General features: G+C 69.1%; 16 protein-coding genes and 3 tRNA genes. 9 read left to right on the top strand and 10 right to left on the bottom strand.

The genetic code is table 11. The features are described 5' to 3' along the window. Positions 1-2 precede the first annotated feature (2 nt). Entirely contained in the window at positions 3-524 is a 522-nt protein-coding gene (locus JS278_RS02105; RefSeq protein ID WP_114043749.1) for a YbaK/EbsC family protein, read from the bottom strand. 240 nt (positions 525-764) lie between these two features. Here JS278_RS02105 and JS278_RS02100 point away from each other — a divergent pair, with 240 nt between their 5' ends. Beyond that, positions 765-2,660: an alpha-amylase family glycosyl hydrolase gene (locus JS278_RS02100; protein ID WP_114043748.1), complete on the top strand. Its 1,896-nt coding sequence runs from the start codon at positions 765-767 to the stop codon at positions 2,658-2,660. A 63-nt stretch (positions 2,661-2,723) separates the two neighbouring features. Here the strand turns inward: JS278_RS02100 and JS278_RS02095 are convergent, their stop codons facing one another. After that, on the bottom strand, positions 2,724-3,734 hold the full coding sequence (locus tag JS278_RS02095; protein WP_114043747.1) for an NADP-dependent oxidoreductase: 1,011 nt from the start codon (positions 3,732-3,734) through the stop codon (positions 2,724-2,726). Positions 3,735-3,835: 101 nt separating this feature from the next. On the opposite strand from JS278_RS02095, the gene JS278_RS02090 reads away from it, so the two are divergent. Next, positions 3,836-5,926 (top strand): prolyl oligopeptidase family serine peptidase, encoded by a 2,091-nt coding sequence (locus tag JS278_RS02090; protein WP_114043746.1) that lies wholly within the window; start codon positions 3,836-3,838, stop codon positions 5,924-5,926. Here the strand turns inward: JS278_RS02090 and JS278_RS02085 are convergent. Both JS278_RS02085 and JS278_RS02080 read right to left on the bottom strand, forming a co-directional pair. After that, a complete protein-coding gene (locus JS278_RS02085) occupies positions 5,886-6,623 on the bottom strand; it encodes a glycerophosphodiester phosphodiesterase family protein (RefSeq protein WP_114043745.1) in 738 nt (245 codons plus the stop codon). The genes JS278_RS02090 and JS278_RS02085 overlap by 41 nt on opposite strands. Before the next feature lie 78 nt (positions 6,624-6,701). Further along, entirely contained in the window at positions 6,702-7,577 is an 876-nt protein-coding gene (locus tag JS278_RS02080; protein ID WP_114043744.1) for a hypothetical protein, read from the bottom strand. A 98-nt stretch (positions 7,578-7,675) separates the two neighbouring features. Between JS278_RS02080 and JS278_RS02075 the strand changes: the two genes are divergently transcribed. Next, positions 7,676-8,371, top strand: a complete 696-nt coding sequence (locus tag JS278_RS02075) for an alpha/beta fold hydrolase (RefSeq protein WP_114043743.1) — start codon at positions 7,676-7,678, stop codon at positions 8,369-8,371. A gap of 78 nt (positions 8,372-8,449) precedes the next feature. Here the strand turns inward: JS278_RS02075 and JS278_RS02070 are convergent. Then, a tRNA-Arg gene (locus tag JS278_RS02070) sits at positions 8,450-8,522 on the bottom strand. A gap of 256 nt (positions 8,523-8,778) precedes the next feature. Beyond that, a tRNA-Ser gene (locus JS278_RS02065) sits at positions 8,779-8,872 on the bottom strand. A 1,420-nt stretch (positions 8,873-10,292) separates the two neighbouring features. Between JS278_RS02065 and JS278_RS02060 the strand changes: the two genes are divergently transcribed. Beyond that, positions 10,293-11,633, top strand: coding sequence for an LCP family protein (locus JS278_RS02060; protein ID WP_425451486.1), 1,341 nt, complete (start codon positions 10,293-10,295; stop codon positions 11,631-11,633). A gap of 44 nt (positions 11,634-11,677) precedes the next feature. On the opposite strand, the gene JS278_RS02055 is transcribed toward JS278_RS02060, so the two are convergent. Both JS278_RS02055 and galK read right to left on the bottom strand, forming a co-directional pair. Continuing rightward, the gene (locus JS278_RS02055; protein WP_114043742.1) at positions 11,678-12,715 is read right to left on the bottom strand and encodes a LacI family DNA-binding transcriptional regulator; all 1,038 of its coding nucleotides are present in this window, start codon (positions 12,713-12,715) and stop codon (positions 11,678-11,680) included. Next, complete coding sequence (galK, locus tag JS278_RS02050) at positions 12,712-13,992, bottom strand: galactokinase (RefSeq protein WP_245935257.1); 1,281 nt, start codon at positions 13,990-13,992, stop codon at positions 12,712-12,714. The genes JS278_RS02055 and galK overlap by 4 nt, the downstream gene beginning before the upstream one ends. 279 nt (positions 13,993-14,271) lie before the next feature. On the opposite strand from galK, the gene JS278_RS02045 reads away from it, so the two are divergent. Next, the gene (locus JS278_RS02045) at positions 14,272-15,978 is read left to right on the top strand and encodes a sodium:solute symporter family protein (protein ID WP_114046060.1); all 1,707 of its coding nucleotides are present in this window, start codon (positions 14,272-14,274) and stop codon (positions 15,976-15,978) included. A 16-nt stretch (positions 15,979-15,994) separates the two neighbouring features. Beyond that, entirely contained in the window at positions 15,995-16,255 is a 261-nt protein-coding gene (locus JS278_RS02040) for a hypothetical protein (RefSeq protein WP_114043741.1), read from the top strand. 110 nt (positions 16,256-16,365) lie between these two features. On the opposite strand, the gene JS278_RS02035 is transcribed toward JS278_RS02040, so the two are convergent. Both JS278_RS02035 and JS278_RS02030 read right to left on the bottom strand, forming a co-directional pair. Continuing rightward, positions 16,366-16,872: a hypothetical protein gene (locus JS278_RS02035; RefSeq protein ID WP_114046059.1), complete on the bottom strand. Its 507-nt coding sequence runs from the start codon at positions 16,870-16,872 to the stop codon at positions 16,366-16,368. 96 nt (positions 16,873-16,968) lie between these two features. Next, positions 16,969-17,051, bottom strand: a tRNA-Ser gene (locus JS278_RS02030). A 134-nt stretch (positions 17,052-17,185) separates the two neighbouring features. Here JS278_RS02030 and JS278_RS02025 point away from each other — a divergent pair. The 3 genes from JS278_RS02025 (at position 17,186) to JS278_RS02015 (ending at position 21,302) form a co-directional block, all read left to right on the top strand. Continuing rightward, complete coding sequence (locus tag JS278_RS02025; RefSeq protein WP_114043740.1) at positions 17,186-18,187, top strand: NAD(P)H-quinone oxidoreductase; 1,002 nt, start codon at positions 17,186-17,188, stop codon at positions 18,185-18,187. Positions 18,188-18,345: 158 nt separating this feature from the next. After that, positions 18,346-19,773, top strand: a complete 1,428-nt coding sequence (argG, locus tag JS278_RS02020) for an argininosuccinate synthase (RefSeq protein WP_181833866.1) — start codon at positions 18,346-18,348, stop codon at positions 19,771-19,773. Positions 19,774-20,054: 281 nt separating this feature from the next. Continuing rightward, a complete protein-coding gene (locus JS278_RS02015; RefSeq protein WP_114043738.1) occupies positions 20,055-21,302 on the top strand; it encodes an MFS transporter in 1,248 nt (415 codons plus the stop codon). Positions 21,303-21,346 lie beyond the last annotated feature (44 nt).

Here is a 21,346-nt window from a genome sequence, read left to right as displayed (position 1 = left end):
AATCAGGCGGCGAGCCCCTCGACCACCTCGACGTTCGGCAGGGCCAGCAGGGACCTTCCAGGAAGGATGAGTTTCGCCGAGCGGGTCCCCGCGCCGATGCACACCTCGTCGGCCGCGACGACCGCCGGGTCGATCCAGATCGGCCACTCCCGGGGCAACCCGATCGGGGTGATCGCCCCGTACTCCATGCCTGACTCGCTGGTGGCCTCGTCCATCGGAGCGAAGGAGGCCTTGCGGACGTCGAGGCGCTTGCGGACCAGCTTGTTGACGTCGACCCGGGTGGTGGCCAGCGCCAGGCAGGCGACGGTCCGGCTGATCTCGCCGCGGCGGCCTCGCACGATGACGCAGTTGCCGCAGGTGGACTCGGGTTCGCCGAACTCGCGGCACAAGGACTCGGTGTCCGACAGGGCCGGGTCGATCCGGAACACCTCGGCGTCGGGAAGCAGCGAGATGAGTTCACGGACCGGCTCGCCCAGAAGTTCGGGATGGTCCGCCGCGGGCAGATGGGGCGCAGAGTCGAACATGCGGCGAGCCTAGCCGCGAATCCCGGGATTCAGGACCGGTGCCCACCGGCAGGCGCGCCACGATCCCGGCCGCCGGTCCTCATCGTCGCGGACCGGGGCGCCGCGGAGTTCCGTGGCGGAATGTCGCCCCGCTCCCTCCGGGATCGCTACGATCGCTGGCAGATCCCATCAGAGCAGCCGACACGGGCACCGGGCGGCGAGAACCGTCGAGACGTCCCGTCGGCCCGGACAGGAGCACCGATGACCAGCGACGCCAGCCCGCAGGAGAACCAGCCCGAGGTGAACCCGATGGATCCCACCTCCCGCGCCAAGGGGATGGGGGCCATCCTCATCGGCGACGGGGTCGCCTTCCGGGTCTGGGCGCCCCATGCAGAGGCCGTCGACGTCACCGGGGACTTCGACGACTGGAACGCCCTGCCCAGCGGCGAGCCCCAGGACGCGAAGACCGACGCACCGGAGCCCCCGACCGCCGAGCACACCCTGGCCGCCGAGGGCGACGGATTCTGGTACGGCGAGGTCGCCGGGGCCCATACCGGCCAGCAGTACCGCTTCGTCATCCGCGCCGCCGACGGCCGCCTCATCAGCCGTATCGATCCCTACGCCCGCCAGGTCACCAACTCCACCGGTAACGGCGTCATCACCGACCCGTCCGCCTTCGACTGGCAGGGGGAGTCATTCACCCCGCCGACCCTCAACGAGCTGGTCATCTACGAGATGCATGTCGGCACCTTCTTCGACGCCGATCCCTCCGACGGGCGCCCCGCCACCCTCGACGCCATCGAGGACAAGATGAGCCACCTCCTCCACCTGGGCGTCAACGCCGTCGAGCTGATGCCCCTGGCCGAGTTCGCCGGCGACTACTCCTGGGGCTACAACCCGGCGAACATCTTCGCGGTGGAGAGCGCCTACGGCGGCCCCGAGAAGCTGCGCGAGTTCGTGCGGATCGCCCACGCCCACGGCATCGCCGTGATCATCGACGTGGTCTACAACCACTTCGGCCCCTCCGACCTGGACCTGTGGCAGTTCGACGGCTGGAGCGAGAACGACAAGGGCGGCATCTACTTCTACAACGACTGGCGATCGGCCACCCCGTGGGGCGACACCCGCCCCGACTACGGCCGCGGCCAGGTGCGCCAGTTCATCCACGACAACGCGATGATGTGGCTGGGCGAGTTCCACGCCGACGGGCTGCGCTATGACATGACCCCGTACATGCGCAGCGTCGACGCCGGGGAGACGAACATCCCCGATGGCTGGTCGCTGCAGCGCTGGATCAATACCGACATCCGCGCCAGATACCCCGAGCGGTTCACCATCGCCGAGGACCTCCACGGCTACGGCGCCGTGGTCTCGACCGCAGAGGACGGCGCGGCCTTCCACGCCCAGTGGGACAACCACTTCGTCCACCCGGTCCGTGCCGCGGTGATCGCCTCCGATGACGCCTCCCGGGACATGGGCCAGGTGCGCGACGCCGTCGAGTTCAGCTACGGCGACGCCTTCTCCCGGGTGATCTACACCGAGTCCCATGACGAGGTGGCCAACGGGTCGGCGCGGGTGCCCGAGGAGATCGACGCCGAGGATCCGGACGGCTACTTCGCCCAGAAGCGCTCCACCCTGGGAGCGGCCCTGGTGTTCACCGCTCCGGGCGTCCCGATGATCTTCCAGGGCCAGGAGTTCCTCACCGACGGCTGGTTCCGCGACACCGTGCCGCTGGACTGGCACCTGGACCGCGAGTTCCACGGGATCGTGCGGCTCTACTCCGACCTCATCGGCCTGCGTCGCAACACCGACGGCACCACCAAAGGCCTCACCGGGCAGTACGCGCAGACCCTGCACCTCCACGACGACAACAACGTCTACGCCTTCCACCGCTGGTCGGCGGGCGGGCCGGGGGACGACGTCGTGGTGGCCGCCAATTTCAACAACTCCCTGTACGGCGAGTACACGATCCCGATGCCGGCCGCCGGGAGCTGGACGACGCGGGTCAACACCGATGCGAAGGCCTACTCGGACCTGTTCACCGGGGCGGTGGTGCCGGCCCACGTGGAGGCCGTGGCCGAGCCCCTCGACGGGTTCGGGGCACAGGCCACCCTGGTACTGCCGCCCTACGCCGCGATCATCCTGTCGCGGGACTGATCCCCCCGAACGAGTTCTGCCGGATCTCGGCCGCGGCGTGGACAATCCGTGCCGTGGCCGTTCTCAGATCTTCACCAGGGCTTTGCCGATGTTCCCGCCGCCCATCATGTCGAGAAAACCCTCCACGGCGCGATCCAGGCCGTCGACGACTGTCTCGTCGTACACCAGCCGGCCCGCGGTGAACCATTCGCGGGCCTTCTGCTGGAACTCGGGGAACCGATCCTGGTAGAAGCCCACGGTGAACCCCTTGAGCGTCAGGCCCTTGGTGGTGAGCATGTGGAGATTGTCGGGGCCCGGCGCCGGATGCTCGGCGTTGTATCCGGAGATGGATCCGCACAGCGCGGCCCGGCCGTCGCGGTTCATGACGTCGATGGCCGCCTCCAGGTGGTCGCCTCCCACGTTGTCGTAGTAGACGTCGACGCCCTCGGGGATGACGGCGGGAAGTTGTTCACGGACCGGGGCGTCCTTGTAGTTGAAGGCGGCGTCGAGGCCGTACCGGCCGGTCAGCAGCTCGACCTTGCGCGCCGATCCGGCCGAGCCCACCACCTTGCTCGCGCCCAGCAGGCGGGCGAACTGTCCGGCGGCGCTGCCCACCGCACCGGCGGCTCCGGAGACCAGAACCGTGTCGCCGGGGCGAAGTCCGGCCACCGCGGTCAGCCCCACATAGGCGGTGCGCCCCGTCATCCCGAGGAGCCCCAGGTACAGCGATTCGGGAGCCCCGGGGACCTCCTGCACCGGGCTGAAAGACTCGGCCGGTCCCTGGGCGAGGTCGCGCCAACCCAGCGCGTGGACGACGAGATCCCCCTCTCCGAACTGGTCCGAGGTCGAGGCGACGACACGGCCCACCGCGCCACCGGTCATCGTCTCTCCCAGAGCGAAGGGCGGGGTGTAGGACTCGACGTCGTTCATCCGCCCGCGCATGTAGGGGTCCACCGAGATGAAATCGTTGCGCACCCGGACCTGCCCCGGCGCCAGGGCCGGGAGATCGACCGTCACCGTGCGGAAATCCTGTGGAACCGGCCATCCCGCGGGACGGGAGACGAGCTGGATCTGAGTGCTGGTTGCCTGAGTCATCGTTCCTCCTCTGATCGTGCGTCCGACGGTAACGCGACCTGCCGCCCCGACCATCCTCCTGAGGACGGCTCGAGGCGGAGGCGAACCACTAGGGTCGGGCCATGAGGCCCGAACAGATCGCCCTGATGTCCACCGTCTCGACGCCGTCGGTGCATCCCTCCGGACGATGGGCGGTGGTCTCGGCGACCCACCCCAGCCTGGAGGTCGATGACCGGATCGGCCAGCTGTGGCGGGTGCCGCTGGACTCATCATCGGACTGCGGGCGGGACGCCGTCGGGCCGTCGCGGATCACCCGCGGGTTCTGCGACACCGCACCCCGGGTCTCCCCCGACGGCCGTCTCATCGCCTTCCTGAGGCGGTTGCCCGGTCACCGCACCCAGCTCGCCCTGGTCGAGGCCGAGGGCGGGGAGCCGTGGATCATCACCTCCTTCAAGCAGGGGGTGCACGAGTTCTCCTGGTCGCCCGACTCCACGCGGATCGTGCTCACCGCCCGGGTCCCCGACCCGGGCCGCTACGGCACCATGAACGGCGTCGATGCCGATCATGAGGACCCGCGCCACCTGACCGGCCTCACCCTGCGTCACAACGGCCTGGTGCCCGGCTGGTACACCGACCGTCCTCTGCAGGTGTTCCTGCTGGAGGTCCCCGATCCGGACGCCGAGCCCGCGGTGCGCGCGGTCGGTCGGGCGGCAGAGCCAATGCCCGAGGGGCAGGAGGACGGGTGCCGGCCCGGCACGGCCGTGGTGCGCGCGCTCACCGAGGACCATGCCGACTGGTCCTGCCCGGTGTTCGCGAACGGCTCCTCGGTGCTGGCCTGCCGGCAGACGGGCGTGGGGGTGGGCCTCGGCTCCCCCGACCTGCTGAGCGATCTCGTGCGGATCGACGTCGAGTCCGGCGAGCTGCACAGCCTGCCACGGCGTCCGGGGGAGGTGAGGTCCTTCGAGGGCGTCGCCATCTCCGAAGGGCGAGTGTTCGTGATGTCGGTCGAGCGGGATCCCGACGGCACCTCGGTGGCCGTCAATCCCCGCGTCGCCGTCCTCGACGGCCCCGCGCCGGAGGGCTCCGAGATCCCGTCGGCGCGGGAGCTCACCGACGCCGGCACCAGCCTGGCCACCGCCATGAGCCCGGCTCCGGGAGGCGTCCTGATCGCAGACGATTTCCACGGCCGGGGACGCCTGCATCTGGTCGGCGCATCCCCCGACCGCGACGTCGTCCTGCTGGACGATGACGCCGTGGTGACCGGCGCGGCCGCGGTCCCCGGATCCGAGGACGTCGTGGTCGCCCTGGCCACCTCCGACTCCCCCGGCGAGGTGGCGATCGTCTCGGGGGGCCGGGCGAGAATACTCACTGACTTCGCCGCGGATCTGCGCCGGGCGACCGGCGTCGTCGCCCCCGAGGAGCTCACCGTCGACACCGCGAGCGGGCCGGTCCACGGATGGGTGCTCACTCCGCCCGGTCCGGGCCCCCACCCGGTGATCCTCATGATCCACGGCGGCCCGCACTCCCAGTACACGAGCAGCTTCTTCGACGAGTTCCAGGTGCTGACCGGAGCCGGCTATGCCGTCGTGGCCTGCAATCCCCGCGGCTCGTCGGGCTACGGGCAGGATCATGCACGCGCCCTCGTCGGACGCTTCGGCCAGGTGGACGCCGACGACGTGATGGCCTTCCTGGACGGCGCGCTGGCCTCGCGCCGGGACCTGGACGCCGACCGCCTCGGCATCATGGGCGGGTCCTACGGCGGATACCTCACCGCATGGATCATCGGTCACGACTGGCGGTGGGGCGAGCACCGCTGGCGTGGGGCGATCGTGGAGCGCGGCTACCTCGACCCGCCGTCATTCGTCGGGGCCTCCGACATCGGCTGGTACTACCCGCAGAAGTACAACGGGGGCTCCCGCGCAGAGCAGGAGGCGCAGTCGGCGATGCGGTGCGCCGAACAGGTGACGACCCCCACCCTGGTGATCCACTCCGAACAGGATCTGCGCACCCCCTTCTCACAGGGGCTCGAGTACCACGCCCGGCTCCAGATGGCCGGGGTCCAGACCGAGCTGCTGGTCTTTCCCGGGGAGAACCATGAGCTGACGCGCTCAGGGACCCCCTGGCACCGGCGTCGACGCTTCGAGGCGATCCTCGCGTTCTGGGAGAGGAGGCTCAGGCCAGGGCCGCTCGGGCACCCTGCGGATCGTTCGTGATGACGGCATCGACGCCGAGCTGGGCGGCCTCGCGGATCTGGTCGGGCTCGTCGAGGGTCCAGGCCCGCACGCTCAGGCCGGCGGCGTGGAATGTCGGGACGTCGTCGCGTCCGCGCAGCAGCAGCCCGGAGGGGTGTACGGCCTGGACGCCGATGCGGGTGGCGTAGTCCCAGGGATCGGCCAGATCGTTGGAGTAGAGCACGCCGCGGCGGATGCCCGGCGCGATCTGCGACAGGTGCACCAGGCTGCGGTGGTTGAAGCTGCTCAGCACCACCCGGTCGGCCATCTGGTGGGAATGCACGGCGTCGACCACGCTCTCCTCGAGCTGGTCATAACGGATGACGCCGTTCTTCAGTTCGATGTTCAGGCTCAGGTCGGTGGGTGCCAGCAGCGCCAGGACGTCGTCCAGCAACGGGATGCGGGCGGGCTCCTGATCGGGCAAGTTCGCCGCGAAGTTGAGCCGCATCAGCTCCTCGAAGGTGTGCTCGACGACCAGGCCGTGGCCGTCGCTGACCCGGTCGACGGTCTCGTCGTGACACACGACGATTCTCCGGTCACGGGTCAGCTGGACGTCGAGTTCAATGCCGTCGGCGCCCACCTCGATCGCGGCGGCGAAGGCGGCCATGGTGTTCTCGGGGAGGTCTTTGTCGGCTCCACTGTTCTTGTTGGCACCACGGTGGGCGAAGATCGCTGGCATGGCCCCAGCGTATTCCCGCGACGCCGCCCGCCCGGCCGATGGCTGCCCGCCCCGCGGCGAGCGACCCCACACTCCGACCTACTGGTCGCGCACCCGGGCCCACCGCCGGGCCAGATCCTGCCCGTACTCCTCGTACTGTTTCCTGTAGAACGCCGACTGCTCGGCCGTGATCGGGTCGGCGGCCCAGATCCGCTGATAGAGAGCCCACCGCCGGGGCGGGATGCCGGGAAGCTGCTCGGGGCCGGTGGGACGGTCGAAGACCCCTGCCAGGCCGTCGCCGGGGATCTGGCGGTACCGGTCGGCGGCCTGCCCGGTGAGGGTCTGGGGTGGCAGAGCGGTGGCTGCGAGCTGTTCGGCGCCGGGGATCCCCTGGGCCGCCATGAGCCGCCGGAGATCAGCGATGAAGTACCGCGGGTGACAGTTGAGGTCGAAGACCACCAGATGGTTGCTGAACCCTGGGCCGATGGGCTCCGGTGCGATGGCCAGGGTCCTGGTGTCGACGGTGCGCGAGGACCGGAGGACGAAGGTGACGCCGTACCGCGACACCTGGTTGATCCCCGCCTCGAGGCGCCAGCCGTCGGCGTTGTCGCGCTCGGCCATGATCGCCCGGATGTTGGTCCAGGTCGCCACCAGCGGCGGGTACAGCTGATGGTAGGGCGCGATGTCCGGGGATCCCATGGCGCTGTGGATGGAGATCCCGTGCTCGTGGAGCACGATGCGGTTGCGCAGCATCGTGAACCAGTGCAGCGGCAGCGTGATGAGGTACAGCCACAACCCCAGGAGGATCCGCGTCCAGGAGCCTCCGGGGGAGGCGGCCCAGATCACCAGGCCGATGATGAGCGGTGCGCCCTCCATCGCCAGGACCACCGGCCATCCCCCGGTCCGCCGGTAGGTCCGGACAGGGGCACCGAGGACCTGCGGATGAGCCTGTCCCAATTTCTTCGCCGACGCCATGATTGTGAAACCTTTCACCTCGGTCGTCAGGTTATCGGCCGCGGGTCCGGGCGCCGGAACAGCACCGGGCTGGCACCGCCGGCGACTACGGTTCGCGGATGCAGGTCATTCTCGTTCCGGGGCTGTGGCTCGACGCGTCGTCGTGGCAGGCCGTCATCCCCGCCCTCGAGGCCGCGGGCCACACGGCCCGCCCGCTCACGATGCCCGGCACCGGGCAGCCGGCAGCACGCTCCGGCGCGATCCACATCCAGGACTGGGTGGACGCCGTGGTCGCCGAGATCGACGCCGCCGCCCTCCATGGCCCGGTGGTGCTGGTGGGCCATTCCGGGGGCGGGAATGTGGTGTGGGCCGCAGCCGACGCCAGACCGGGCGCCGTCGCCCGGGTCGTCTTCGTCGACACGGTTCCGCCGGCCCCGGGAGACTCGATCAGCGAGTTCGAGGCCGTCGACGGCGTCATCCCCTTCCCCGGCTGGGACTTCTTCGGCGAGGACGCGGCAGATCTCGACACCGACGTCCGCTCCCGGACCGAGGCGACGACCGGGTCGATACCGGTCCATGTGCCCACCGATCCGATCTCCCACAGCACGGGACGGCGTCGCGAGATACCGGTCACTCTTCTCATGGGGCGGCTGGACGCCGACGGGCTGCGGGCCGAACTCGCCTCCTGGCCGGGCACCGCCGCCGAGTTCGACGCGATCGCCGACGTCGAGGTGGTGACGCTGGGAACGGGCCACTGGCCGCAGTTCTCGAGCCCGGGTGTCCTCGCACCGGCCCTGGTGCAGGCCGTCCACTGAGACCCTTTGAGAGGCCGGCATGAGATCCCCGGACGTGAAGAACCGGCGGCCGCTTCCGCGACCACCGGTCCTGTCCTGCGCACCCGGAGGGATTCGAACCCCCAACCTTCTGATCCGTAGTCAGATGCTCTATCCGTTGAGCCACGGGTGCTTGCGCCTCGCGCAGTCGCAGACTTTACCGCCTGCGACCCCGGACACCAAATCGGCGATGATCGGTCCCGGAGAGCCCGGATACCAGGCACATCGCGACGGTCATCGCCCTGGTTCGCCGACGCACCCGCCCCGGCCTCCGGTCGGGCACGCACCTCTGGCGCATGCCCGACACGCGGGGAGGGCATGCGCATGCGCACCGTCCAGGGAAGGACCACCGGATGTGAAGAAGCCCCCTCGGTGTCGAGGGGGCGACATGGCGGAGGTGGCGGGATTTGAACCCGCGATGGGGTTGAAGCCCCAAACCCGCTTAGCAGGCGGGCGCCATAGACCTGACTAGGCGACACCTCCAAGTACGCCGAGCCAGCATATCGGCAACCCCGCCGGACCACCAATCGGCAACGGCACCCGCATCCGACCACGGACCCACCGGGGCTCCTTCGTGGTCGACCCGGGATGCGTGGTTACCATGGATCAGGATTTTCATGAGATTCTCAGGATCGACCTACCTGAGAGCGGGACGACGCCACAGACACATTCTTCATACGGGCACAGTCACCGAACCGAGAGGACGAGCATGGCCGACAACCACTCCGGTGGCGACACCGGTCGTCCTCGTCACGCTCAACCGTGGTGGATGGATGAGCCCGACTCGATGGAGGACACCCACTCCTTCCGCCGAGACGAGCTGCACGGAGACCCCACGGAGCTGCAACGGGCTCGTCACGCCGCTCCGCGCCGTGGGCTCTCGGATTCCGCGATCCACGCCTCCGAGGAGGCCGAGCGGACCCGTCCGCCGGCGGAGCCCGGCCCCGGACCGGCTCCGGACCACCCTGAAGCCGACGCCGACCCGCCGACGCCCACAAGCTCCGGCAGGCACTTCTCCGGACTGTTCTCCACGCCACGGCCCACCGACTCCGGAACCCGTGACCAGCTGTCCAGCTCGGCCAGCGATGCCGCCCGGATCCGCCGCGCCGCCTCGCAGGACTTCGAGGACCGCTCCGCATCGACCGCCAACCCATCCGGGACCAGACGCAGTGCCGACAGCCCGGACGACGCCTACTCCATCTATCGGCGCCCGGCCCCGGCGAGCCACTCGGTCTCCCGCACGCAGGCGGGGCGCCACAGCGCGGACACCCCCGACCGCGTCACTGACAGCCCCGGGTCCAGCTCCCGCTCCGCGGCATCCGGGAAGGCCCCTGAGGCCGACGGCCGGAGGAGCTCGCGCCGCCGACGCCCCGGAACCGCAGCTGCCGCCTCGGTGGCGGGAACCACGGCAGCCGCCTCCATCGCTGGATCAGAAGCAGGCGCCACCGCAACCGGATCAAAGGCGGCCGCCTCCACGGCTCGGGCGAGAACCGCATCCGCGGCGACACCGGTCGACGGCTCCGCAGCCGAGTCCACCGGGACCGTGATGCGCGGCGCCGCTGCGGGCGGCGGGTCCAGGCGCTCCGGTCGGGAGAAGGCACGTCACTCCGAGCGGTCCAACGCCTTCCACGAGGGGCGCTACGCTGCACTGGACGCCGATACCGAACAGGGTGCCGAGGAGCAGAAACTGAGATCCGAACCCGGCCGCCCCCGCAGGGGTGCCTTCCGCAGGGCTTCGATGTGGACGGTGCTGGCGGCCATCATCCCGGGGCTCGGGCTCATGCACAGCCGCGTCCATCGACACCGTCGCCTCGGTCTGATCCTGGTCGGTCTGGTCCTGGTGGCCGTCACCGCCTTCACCATCGAGGCCGTCACCAGTCCCGCGACCATCGCCTCCATCGCGGTGCGGCCCCGCCTCCTCAGACTCATCTCCTGGACGATGCCGGTCGGCGCCGCCATTCTGGTCGGCCTTCTGGTCTTCACTCATATCGATATCCGACCGAGGAGAATCACCAGGGCCCAGCGTTGGATCAGCAGTCTGCTGGTCGGAACCCTCTCATTGCTCATCGCAGCTCCCCTGACCGTCGGCGCCCGATATGCCAATGATGAGGCGGCAGCTCTGAGCAGTATCTTCAAGGACCGCAGATCGGGAACCCGGCCGAGTATCGACACCAACAGGAGCGTCGAGGAGATCTGGCGGGACAAGCCGCGGGTCAACGTCCTGCTGGTCGGGGGCGATGACTCCGGCTCGCGCAATTACCGCAAACAGGGCGAGATGAACACCGACACCATGATGGTGGCCTCCATCAACACCCAGACCGGTGACACCTCGATCATCCAGATCCCCCGCAACACGGCGAACATCCCGTTCCCCAAGAAGTCCAAACTCCATCAGATCTATCCCGACGGATTCAGCAACGGCCACGGCGACGACTCGAACTTCTTCGCCAACGCCCTGTGGACGACGGTGGAGAACGAGCACAAGGACGCCATGGGCGCCACCGACTACCCAGGCGCGGATGCCTTGAAACTGGGCGTCGGAGAGGCTCTCGGACTCGAGATCGATTACTTCATGATGCTCGACATCGACGGTCTCCAGAAGTTCATCGAGGCCATCGGCGGGGTCACTGTCAACGTCAACGAACGGCTCCCTATCGCCGGGAACACCGAAGGGAAGGCACCTACCGGGTACATCGAGGTCGGCGCCAACCAGCACCTCAGCGGGTACAACGCCATGTGGTACGCGCGAAGCCGTTCGGAATCCACCGACTACGACCGGATGGGACGGCAGTCCTGCCTCATCAAGGCGGTCCTGGACCAGGTGAGCCCGCAGATAGTCCTCACCAAGTTCGAGGCCATCGCCTCCGCATCGGGAGAGATGGTGGTGTCGGACATTCCCGAAGGGATGCTCCCGGCTTTCGTCGCACTGGCCCTGAAGATCCGCAATGGTAATATCAATCGCCTGCTGTTCACCCAGGGCCGCAACGGCTTCGAACCCTATGATCCCGATTACGGACTCATCCGGAAACAGGTGAAGGAGACGATCGCCAGCTCGGGCAACAAGGCGAACAAGAACAAACCCGTCACCTCGGCGTCTCCCAAGGCGACGGCGAAGAAGACTGCGACCGCCGCCCCGACGACCTCAGCCCCGACTCCTTCCGCCTCGGCGTCGGCCAGCTCGTCGGCGGTCAGCCAGTCCGTCACCGATGTCTGCGCCTACCACCCCGTCACTCAACAGCGCTGAGCCCCGGGGAGGTTCCCGCCCCGGGGCCCGGTCGATCGGGTGGGTCAGTGTCCGGGGGCAGCGGTGCTCTCCCGCACCACGAGCGGGCTGGAGACCAGCACATGGGCGGCCGGGCGCGGCTCGTCACGGTGCTCCATGAGTTCCGCGAGTTCGGCGATGAGGTGGCGCCCGATTCCTTCGAAGTCCTGCCTGACGGTGGTGAGCCTGGGCCACAGCAGTTCGGCCGCGACGTCGTCGAATCCCACCACCGAGACGTCCTGGGGAACCCTCAGGCCGCGCTCATGGAGGGCCCGCATGAAGCCGGCGGCCATCTCGTCGTTGGCCGCCAGCACCGCCGTGGTGCCGGGGTCGGAGAGCAGGGCCTCGGCGGCCCGGTAGCCCGACGCCGGCGTCCAGTCGCCCGCCGCCGGCGCGGGCACCGGGCAGCCGTGAGCCGTCAGCACGTCCCGCCAGGCCTGGCACCGGTCCTGGGCCTGCAGAGAGATCTCGGGGCCGCTGATCAGGTGTACGGTGCGGTGCCCCAGCTCCAGAAGATGTTCGACAGCCGCCCGGATCCCCTCGGCCTGAGCACATCCGACGGTGGAGAAGGGCCCTTGGCGGCTCGACGCCATCACCACCGGAGCGGCCGACTCGGCCAGCTCCTGAGGCCGCTCCAGCTCGATCCCCTGGACCACGAAGCCGTCGACCAGGGGGGCGGTGCGCTCGAGAAGGTCCCGGTAGTGGGCCTCCATCTCCTCCTCCCTGAAGCGAGGACCTCCCGGGCCGATCTGAGCCAGCACGACGTCGAGCCCGCGCTCGGCGGCGGCCGCGGCGACGGCCTGGGCGGTGCGGGCCTCGCCGGTACGCAGGAAGTCGGTGAAGACCAGTCCGATGCAGCCGTGCCGCCCGTACCGCAGGGCCCGGGCGGCGCCGTTGGGAACGTATGCCAGCTCCTCCATCGCCCGACGCACCCGGTTGCGGGTGGCCGGGCGCACATTCGTGGCCCCGGTGGCCACCCGCGAGACGGTCTGCGGGGAGACCCCGGCCAGTCTGGCGACGTCGGTCTGGGAGGCGCCCCGAGAGGCGATCCCACCTCGGTTCATGAGATCCGGCCGCCGGGCGCAGAAGGGGTGACGACGTACAACCGGGGGGTCTTGAAACGGGCCTCCCGGTAGGCGGTCACCACAGCATCGGCCACCGCCTGCCGGTCGCCGGCGCGTACCAGGGCGATGGCGCATCCGCCGAAACCGCCCCCGGTCATCCGGGCGCCGATGGCGCCGGCCCCGCGGGCGGCGTCCACCGCCACGTCCAGTTCGGGACAGGAGACCTCGTAGTCGTCGCGCAGCGAGTCGTGGGAGGCGTTCATGAGGGGGCCGACCTCGGTGAGCCGGCCGGCGTCGACCAGCGCGACGAAGTCCTGGACCCGGTGGATCTCGGTGACGACGTGGCGCACCCGGCGTACCGACTCGTCGTCGCCCAGACGCGCCAGAGCGGCGTCGAGATCAGTGATCTCGCGCAGGGTGCCGATCCCGAGCGTCCTCGCGGCGGCCTCGCAGGTCGCCCGGCGCTGTCCGTAGCCGCCGGTGGCGTGGCTGTGCTTGGCGCGGGTGTCGATCACCAGCAGCTCGAGGCCCTCGGCGGCCAGGTCGAAGGGCACCTGGCGCGTCGAGCCGTCCTGACAGTCCAGCAGCAGGGCCTGCCCCTGCGCGGTGCGCAGCGAGGCGGCCTGGTCCAGGCCTCCGGTGGGCGCCCCGACCAGATCGTTCTCGGTGCGCACGGCCAGATCGACCAGCGTCGCCCGGCCCTCGTCGGAATCCGCGAGCCCGAGGCCGTTGACATCATCGAGGGCCAGCCCGACGGCGCACTCGACGGCGGCCGAAGAGGACAGTCCGGCGGCGGTGGGCACGCAGCTGACCAGGGCGGCGTCGAATCCGGAGACCTCGAGCCCGGCACCGGCCAGCGCCCAGGCGATGCCGGCGGTGTATCCGACCCAGCCCCTCACCCCGCCGGGTCGCACCTGGGAGAGATCTCCGTCCCAGCGCAGGTCCTCGCCGTCGAAGGAGGAGACCAGCCTGACCGCGGCGTCATCGCGACGACGCAGCGCCACATAGGTGCGATGCGGCAGTGCGATCGGCAGGCACAGGCCGCCGTTGTAGTCGGTGTGCTCGCCGATGATGTTGACCCGGCCCGGTGAGGCCCACACTCCGTCGGGGGTCTGGCTGAAAGTGCGTTCGAACAGTGCGGTGGCGCTCTCTGCGCCTTCCTGAGCGCTCCACGCGGGAACGATCCGCCGGCTGTCCTGCTGTGTGTCCACAATGACTCCGATCCTGCATCCGGGGCCGGCGCCGGCCCCGTTGATGGGTGAGGTGACGAACATCACACGGCCGATTCCGGGCCGCACCATGACGCGGTGAGACCGCCCTCGGCCGTCGAGCATGGATGTTTACGCCACCATGATTATGGCACGGCATCTTGACACGCGCCGAATCTTGTCCAACCATAGAACATCGTTGTCCCCAGACGCTCCTGCAGGCCTGGATCCGCAAGAGGGGTGATGACGCAAACATCAGGATGGCGGCGCGTGGGGAACGGTCCCCACGACGACCGATGACCGGTCGGGTCAACCGGCGACGTCACCCGGGAAGGACATACAAGCATGGTGGCACTGCAGACACTGATCCACGCCAGTCCGATCGACTACGCGATCCTGATCGTCTACTTCGCATTCGTCCTGGGAATCGGGTACATGGCCCGTCACCAGATCTCCGACTCCCTCGACTTCTTCCTGTCGGGACGCCGGCTCCCCGCCTGGGTGACCGGCCTGGCCTTCGTGTCGGCCAACCTCGGCGCCGTCGAGATCATGGGCATGTCGGCCAACGGCGCCCAGCTGGGCCTGCCCACCCTGCACTACTTCTGGGTCGGCGCGGTTCCCGCGATGCTCTTCCTGGGCGTCGTGATGATGCCCTTCTACTACGGCTCCGGGGTGCGCTCGGTGCCCGAGTTCATGCTGAAGCGCTTCGGGCCCGCCGCCCACCTGGTCAACTCGCTCTCCTTCGCACTGGCCCAGCTGCTGATCGCCGGCGTCAACCTCTACCTGCTCGGCAGCATCGTCCACGCCCTGCTCGGCTGGCCGCTGTGGGTGGCCCTGATCGTCGCCGCCATCATCGTGCTGGCCTACATCACCTTCGGCGGTCTGTCGGCGGCGATCTACAACGAGGTCCTCCAGTTCTTCGTCATCATCGCCGGCCTGCTCCCGATGGTGCTCATCGGCCTGCACCGCGTCGGCGGCTGGGGCGGCCTCAAGGCGAAGATCACCGAGGCGGCCGCGGCCCACCCCGGCAAGATCGTCCCCGCCTCCCAGCAGCTCGACTCCTGGCCCGGCCAGGCCCTGTCGGGCTTCGACAACCCTGTCCTCTCGGTGATCGGCATCGTCTTCGGCCTCGGCTTCGTCCTCGGCTTCGGATACTGGACGACGAACTTCGTCGAGGTCCAGCGCGCAATGGCCTCGAAGTCCCTCTCGGACGCCCGCCGCACCCCGATCATCGGCACCTTCCCCAAAATGCTGGTGCCCTTCGTCACCGTGCTCCCCGGCGTCCTCGCCGCGGTGCTCGTGCCTGAGATCGCGGCCACCAAGGCCGGACAGACCGTCTCCGGTGGGGCGTCGGGCACCGTCACCTACAACGACTCGGTGCTCTACCTCATCCAGGACCTGCTGCCCAACGGCCTCATCGGCCTGGCCATCACCGGCCTGCTGGCCGCCTTCATGGCCGGCATGGCGGCCAATATCTCGGCCTTCAACACCGTCTTCAGCGTCGACATCTGGCAGCACTACGTCAAGAAGGACAAGCCCGACGAGTACTACGTCAAGGTCGGGCGCATCGCGACCGTCGCGGCGTCGATCATCGCCATCGGGACCGCCGCCATCGCCTCGAACTACTCGAACATCATGGACTACCTTCAGACCCTGTTCGGGTTCTTCAACGCGCCGCTCTTCGCGACCTTCATCCTCGGCATGTTCTGGAAGCGCTCCACCCCGGCGGCCGGCTGGTCCGGCCTGGCGTCGGGCACCCTGGCGGCTGTGGCCGTCTGGCTTCCCAGCGCGCTGGGTGTCTACTCGCTGAGCGGCCAGGGGATCTCCTTCGTGGCCGCCGCCGCCGGATTCGTGGTCGATATCGTGGTCAGCGTGGTGGTCTCGCTGTTCACCAGGCCGAAGCCGGCCGAGCAGCTGGTGGGTCTGGTCTACTCCGAGACGCCCAAGGAGTCCTTGCAGGACCCTGAGGAGAAGAACCAGCCCTGGTACAAGCGGACCGTGCCGCTGGCCGGGGTCGCCCTGGTCCTGGTCATCATTCTGAACGTCCTCTTCTGACCGCGAGGTGTACAACATGTCGGACAACACTAAGAACAAGCGTCGGCAGACTGCCGGATTCGGCGACATCCGCGTCATCATCGGCAGTCTGATGGGGATCTACGGAGTCATCCTCACCATCATGGGAATCGCGATGACCGAGGCCAAGGCCAACCTCTGGGCCGGTGTCGGACTACTGGTGGTGTGTGCCCTGCTTCTGCTGTGGAACACGTTCAGCCCCACATACGTCGACGAGAGCGGATCCGACGCCGGTGGATCCACCGGCGACCGGAGCTGACCCGGATCGAGGCCCCCGGCCTGTCGCGGTCCTGGCATCCCGTGCCGGGGCCGCGACGTCATCCCGGCGGAACCGGGGCGGTCGGGCAGGCCGCGATGACCGGCCTCCGGCTACTCGGCTTCCTGCGAGTAGCCGCGGTCGGCGTCCAGATGCCTGGCGACGTCGGCGGCCAACTCGTCCATCTCGGCCGGATCCCCGACGCCGGGACGCACGATATGAGTGCGCCCCACCTGACCGTGGTAGAGGGTCAGCCGCGACCGGGACTCGGTGAGCGCGGCCCGGGTGACCTTCTCCCAGGTGCCCGAACGATCCTGCCCCGCTCCATGGATGCGGTAGCCCTTGGCGTCGAGATCCACGTAGAGCCGCATCCGCAGCATCGACCAGGTCGCAGTGAGGGCCAGCGCGATCCCGAGAGCCAGGATCACCGCGAAGAGCGCGATCCAGGCGTTCGCCCAACCCTGGGACGAGGCGACCACGATGAGCACGGCCCCGGCCAGCGACAGCAGCCCCGAGATCACATAGCCCCGGAAGGGGGGCCTGGGACTCAGCACATGCCGCGTGGTGCCCTCGGGCAGCTCAGCCGCGGACTCCTCAGCGACCTCCACCGAGTCTGGCATGCCGACCTCCCTGATCAACGCAGGCCCTCATGACCCGCATCCAGGGAACCACGCAGTTCTCCGGCACGACGCGGTTCCCTGGCACGACGGTCCCCGCGGCGAGAGTGGGATTCGAACCCACGGAGGTTTCCCTCGGCCGCTTTCAAGGCGGCTGCACTCGTCCACTATGCGATCTCGCCATCCCGGCTCGCCGGGCACGCCTCATCCTAACCATCCCGCCGGAATTCCGCGCACCGGCCGTTCGGCGCGTCCCTGCGCCGATCCCGGCCCCGGGTTGACCCGGTCGACGGGTGGTCATGGCAGGCTGGACCCCATGCATGCGATCACCGTCCTTCCCACGGACGCCACAGACGCGAAGGGACGCCATCGTCCCGGCCCGGAGAACATGGAGTGGTCCCTGGTGGAGACACCGGACCCTGGACGCGGCGAGGTGCTCGTCAAGGTGCTGGCCGCGGGGGTCAACCGGGGAGACCTGCTCCAGCGCCAGGGCCTCTACCCCCCGCCGCCCGGGATCACCGGGGTGATGGGGCTGGAGATCACCGGCACCGTGGCGGACACGGGCCCCGGCGTCACCGGCTGGCAGGAGGGCGACCGGGTGGTCGGCCTGCTGGCGGGCGGAGGCTACGCCGAATACGCCGTCGTCCCGGCCGGGCAGCTTCTCCACATGCCCGAGGGAGTCGATCCCGTCGTCGCCTCCACCCTGATAGAGGTGGCCGCCACGGTCGTCTCCAACATGGATCATGTCGGCCTGGAGCCCGAGGAGACCCTGCTGGTGCACGGCGGGGCCGGTGGCATCGGCCAGTTCGCGATCCAGTACGCCAAGGCGCTGGGGTGCCGGGTGATCACCACCTGCGGTACCGACGAGAAGCGCCAGTTCTGCACCGAACTGGGGGCCGATGTCGCCCTGGACTACCACGGCGACTGGGTGAACGGGGTCAAGGGCGCCACGGACGGCTGGGGTGCCGACGTCATCCTCGACGTGATGGGGGCCAAGTACCTCGGCCTCAACGTCGACGCGCTGGCCGCCGACGGACGCCTCGTCATCATCGGGATGCAGGGCGGCGCCAAGGGCGAACTCAACATCGGCAAGCTGCTCAACAAGCGCGGCACCGTCACCGCCACCAGTCTGCGCGGGCGCCCGGTGGAGCAGAAGTCGGAGATCTGCCACCGGGTGGAGGAGGTCGTCTGGCCGATGTACGCCGACGGGCGCATCAACCCGGCTCCGGTCGAGGTCTTCCCCATCTCGGAGGCCGGCGCGGCGCACTCCCGGCTCGACTCCGGAGAGGTGCTGGGGAAGATCGCGCTGACGATCTAGTCACGCGCGCATTCTGCTAGCTGGAGCCGCCGAAGCGACAGGAAAGTTTCGGATCGGGGCCTCCAGCTAGCAGATCGCGCCACCCGGGGCCCGTCAGTCCTTCGTTGATCCACCTCGGACGCATATTAATTTGATCCACTGAATATCTATGCTCTAGACTGTTCGTCGTGTCCAAGGTCATCACGCATCTTCCCGTCGGCGAACGTATCGGCATCGCATTCTCCGGAGGTCTCGACACCTCCGTGGCGGTCGCCTGGATGCGATCCAAGGGGTCGGTCCCCTGCACCTACACCGCCGACATCGGTCAGTACGACGAGCCCGACATCGCCTCGGTGCCCGGGCGCGCCCACGCCTACGGCGCCGAGATCTCCCGGCTGGTGGACTGCAGGGCCTCACTGGTCGACGAGGGACTGTCGGCCATCGCCTGCGGAGCCTTCAACGTGCGCTCGGCCGGGCGCCCCTACTTCAACACCACCCCCATCGGCCGCGCCGTGACCGGCACCCTGCTGGTGCGCGCGATGGCCGACGACGATGTCTCCATCTGGGGCGACGGCTCCACTTACAAGGGCAACGACATCGAGCGGTTCTACCGCTACGGCCTGCTGGCCAACCCCCAGCTGCGGATCTACAAGCCCTGGCTCGACGAGGACTTCGTCTCCGAGCTCGGCGGCCGCGACGAGATGAGCGCCTGGCTCACCGCCCACAACCTGCCCTACCGCGACTCCAAGGAGAAGGCCTACTCCACCGACGCCAACGTCTGGGGCGCCACCCACGAGGCCAAGACCCTGGAGAGCCTCAACGTCTCGATGGAGAGCGTCGAACCCATCATGGGCGTCAAGTTCTGGGATCCCGATGTGGCGATCGAGACCGAGGAGGTCTCCGTCAGTTTCGAGCAGGGCATTCCGGTGGCCATCAACGGCAAGGAGTACGACGACAAGGTCGCTCTGGTGCTCGAGGCCAATGCCATCGGCGGACGTCACGGCCTGGGCATGAGCGACCAGATCGAGAACCGCATCATCGAGGCCAAGTCCCGCGGCATCTACGAGGCCCCCGGCATGGCGCTGCTGTACATCGCCTACGAGCGGTTGATCAATGCGGTTCACAACGAGGACACCATCGCGACCTACCACAATGAGGGACGCCGTCTCGGCCGGCTGCTCTACGAGGGCCGCTGGCTCGACCCGCAGTCCCTGATGATCCGCGAGTCCCTCCAGCACTGGGTGGCCTCGGCGATCACCGGCACCGTCGTCCTCAAACTGCGCCGCGGCTGGGACTACTCGATCATGGACACCACCGGACCGAACTTCTCCTACCACGCTGAGAAGCTGTCCATGGAGCGCGTCGAGGGGGCGGCCTTCGGGCCCGTCGACCGGATCGGCCAGCTCACCATGCGCAATCTGGACATCGCCGACACCCGCGAGAAGCTGGAGCAGTACTCCAGCCAGGGCCAGCTCTCCAACCACGACGACCTGGTCGGCAAGCTCGCCGTCGGCGGCGCCAAGGCGATATCCGCCAACCACGACGGTGACGAGGACCAGGCCCAGAAGGCCCTGGACCGCGCCGCCATGGAGTTCGGGGTCGACTGAGCCGTACCTCCAGGGACGCCCCCCTGCGCCGGTCCTCAGGTCCGACTCCCCGCAGCGGATCCGCTCCACGGCCCCATCCCCACCCATGTTCCCGCTATGCGCCTCGAACACCGGCGTTGGCCCTCCTGCTAGAGGGCCAACGCGGAGTTCGAGGCGCATAGTAAACGCACAGGGTTTCAGGGGGCGACGCCCGCGCCCCCTGCCGCAGGACCGCTCCACCGGTGGGGACGCGGGTCGGCTCCACGGGTAGAGCAGGCCGGCTCCACGGGTAGAGTGGGCCGGTGCGCAGCTACGGGGAACTTCTGAGGATCAAGGAGATCTGGACCACTCTCGTGCTGGCGATGCTGACCCGCATCCCGCTGTTCAGCCTGGGCACCGTCCTCACTCTCCACGTCGTCACCTCGCTGGGGATGAACTACTCCTCGGCAGGCCTGGTGACCACTGTCTTCACCATCGCAGGCATGATCTCCTCCCCGTGGCGCGGTTCCATGGTCGACCGCAGAGGGCTGCGCCGCACCATGATCCCCTCTCTGCTCATCGTCACGCCCATATGGCTGGCCGCCCCGTGGATCGGATACCTGCCGCTGCTGGCCCTGGTGGCGATCGCCGGACTGTGGAACTACCCCGTCTTCACCGTTCCCCGCCAGGTCCTCATCGCCCGCGCCCCACTCGACCACCGCCGTGCGGCCCTCAGCCTGGACTCGGTCTCGGTGGAGATCTGCTACATGATCGGCCCGACGGTCGCCATCATCGCCGCCACCGTGTGGGGCACCCGACCCACCATCATGGCCTGTGCCCTGATCGCCGTCATCGGCGCGGCGGGGCTCACGATCCTCAACCCGCCCACGGCCTCCGAGACCGGTGTCTCCCCCGCCGACACCGAGGCCCCACCCCGGATGGAGGCCTCCGCTCACCCCGCCCTGGCCTCCCGAGGCGTCCGCGAGGTGCTCAATATGCTGCGACTGCCGCGCTGGCTGACCCTCCACACCTCGGCGATCCTCATTGCGGTGGTGGCCACGGGCTTCGCCCTGGGCGGGATGGAGCTCACCGCAGTGGGCCAGCTGCGCGCCATGGGAGAGCCCCAGGCGATCGGCTGGGTGCTGGCCGCCTCCGGGCTGGGCTCGGCGGTCGGCGGCATCGTCTACGGGATGCTCCCCCGCGGCGCCTCCACCCCGACCCTCCTCCTGGGCCTGGGAATCACCACCGCGATGGCCGCGCTGGCGTCCAACCCGTGGCAGGCGGCCGGGCTGCTGTGCATCGCAGGGATCTTCTGCGCCCCCACCCTCACATCGTCGGTCGACTCCCTGTCGGCGGCCGTCCCCGCCAACTCCCGCGGAGCCGTGATCGGATGGCAGGGCTCCTGCATGAACGCCGGCACCGCCATGGCCGCCCCGATGGTCGGCGCCGCGATGGATGCCAGCGGATGGCGCAGCGGATATCTGCTGGCCGGCCTCCTCGGAGTCATCGTCGCCATCGCAGTGCTCGGCGCGATGCGCCTCCACCAGGTGCGCCTGGCACGGGCGCACTGATCCCGGACCGCCCCCTGCCCGGATCTCCTCGCCCCGGAACCCCT

It is taken from the genome of Acidipropionibacterium virtanenii, assembly GCF_003325455.1.
Lineage (GTDB): Bacteria > Actinomycetota > Actinomycetes > Propionibacteriales > Propionibacteriaceae > Acidipropionibacterium > Acidipropionibacterium virtanenii.
The sequence above is the reverse complement of the archived record's forward strand: the minus strand, read 5'-3'. Positions and strand labels throughout refer to the sequence as shown.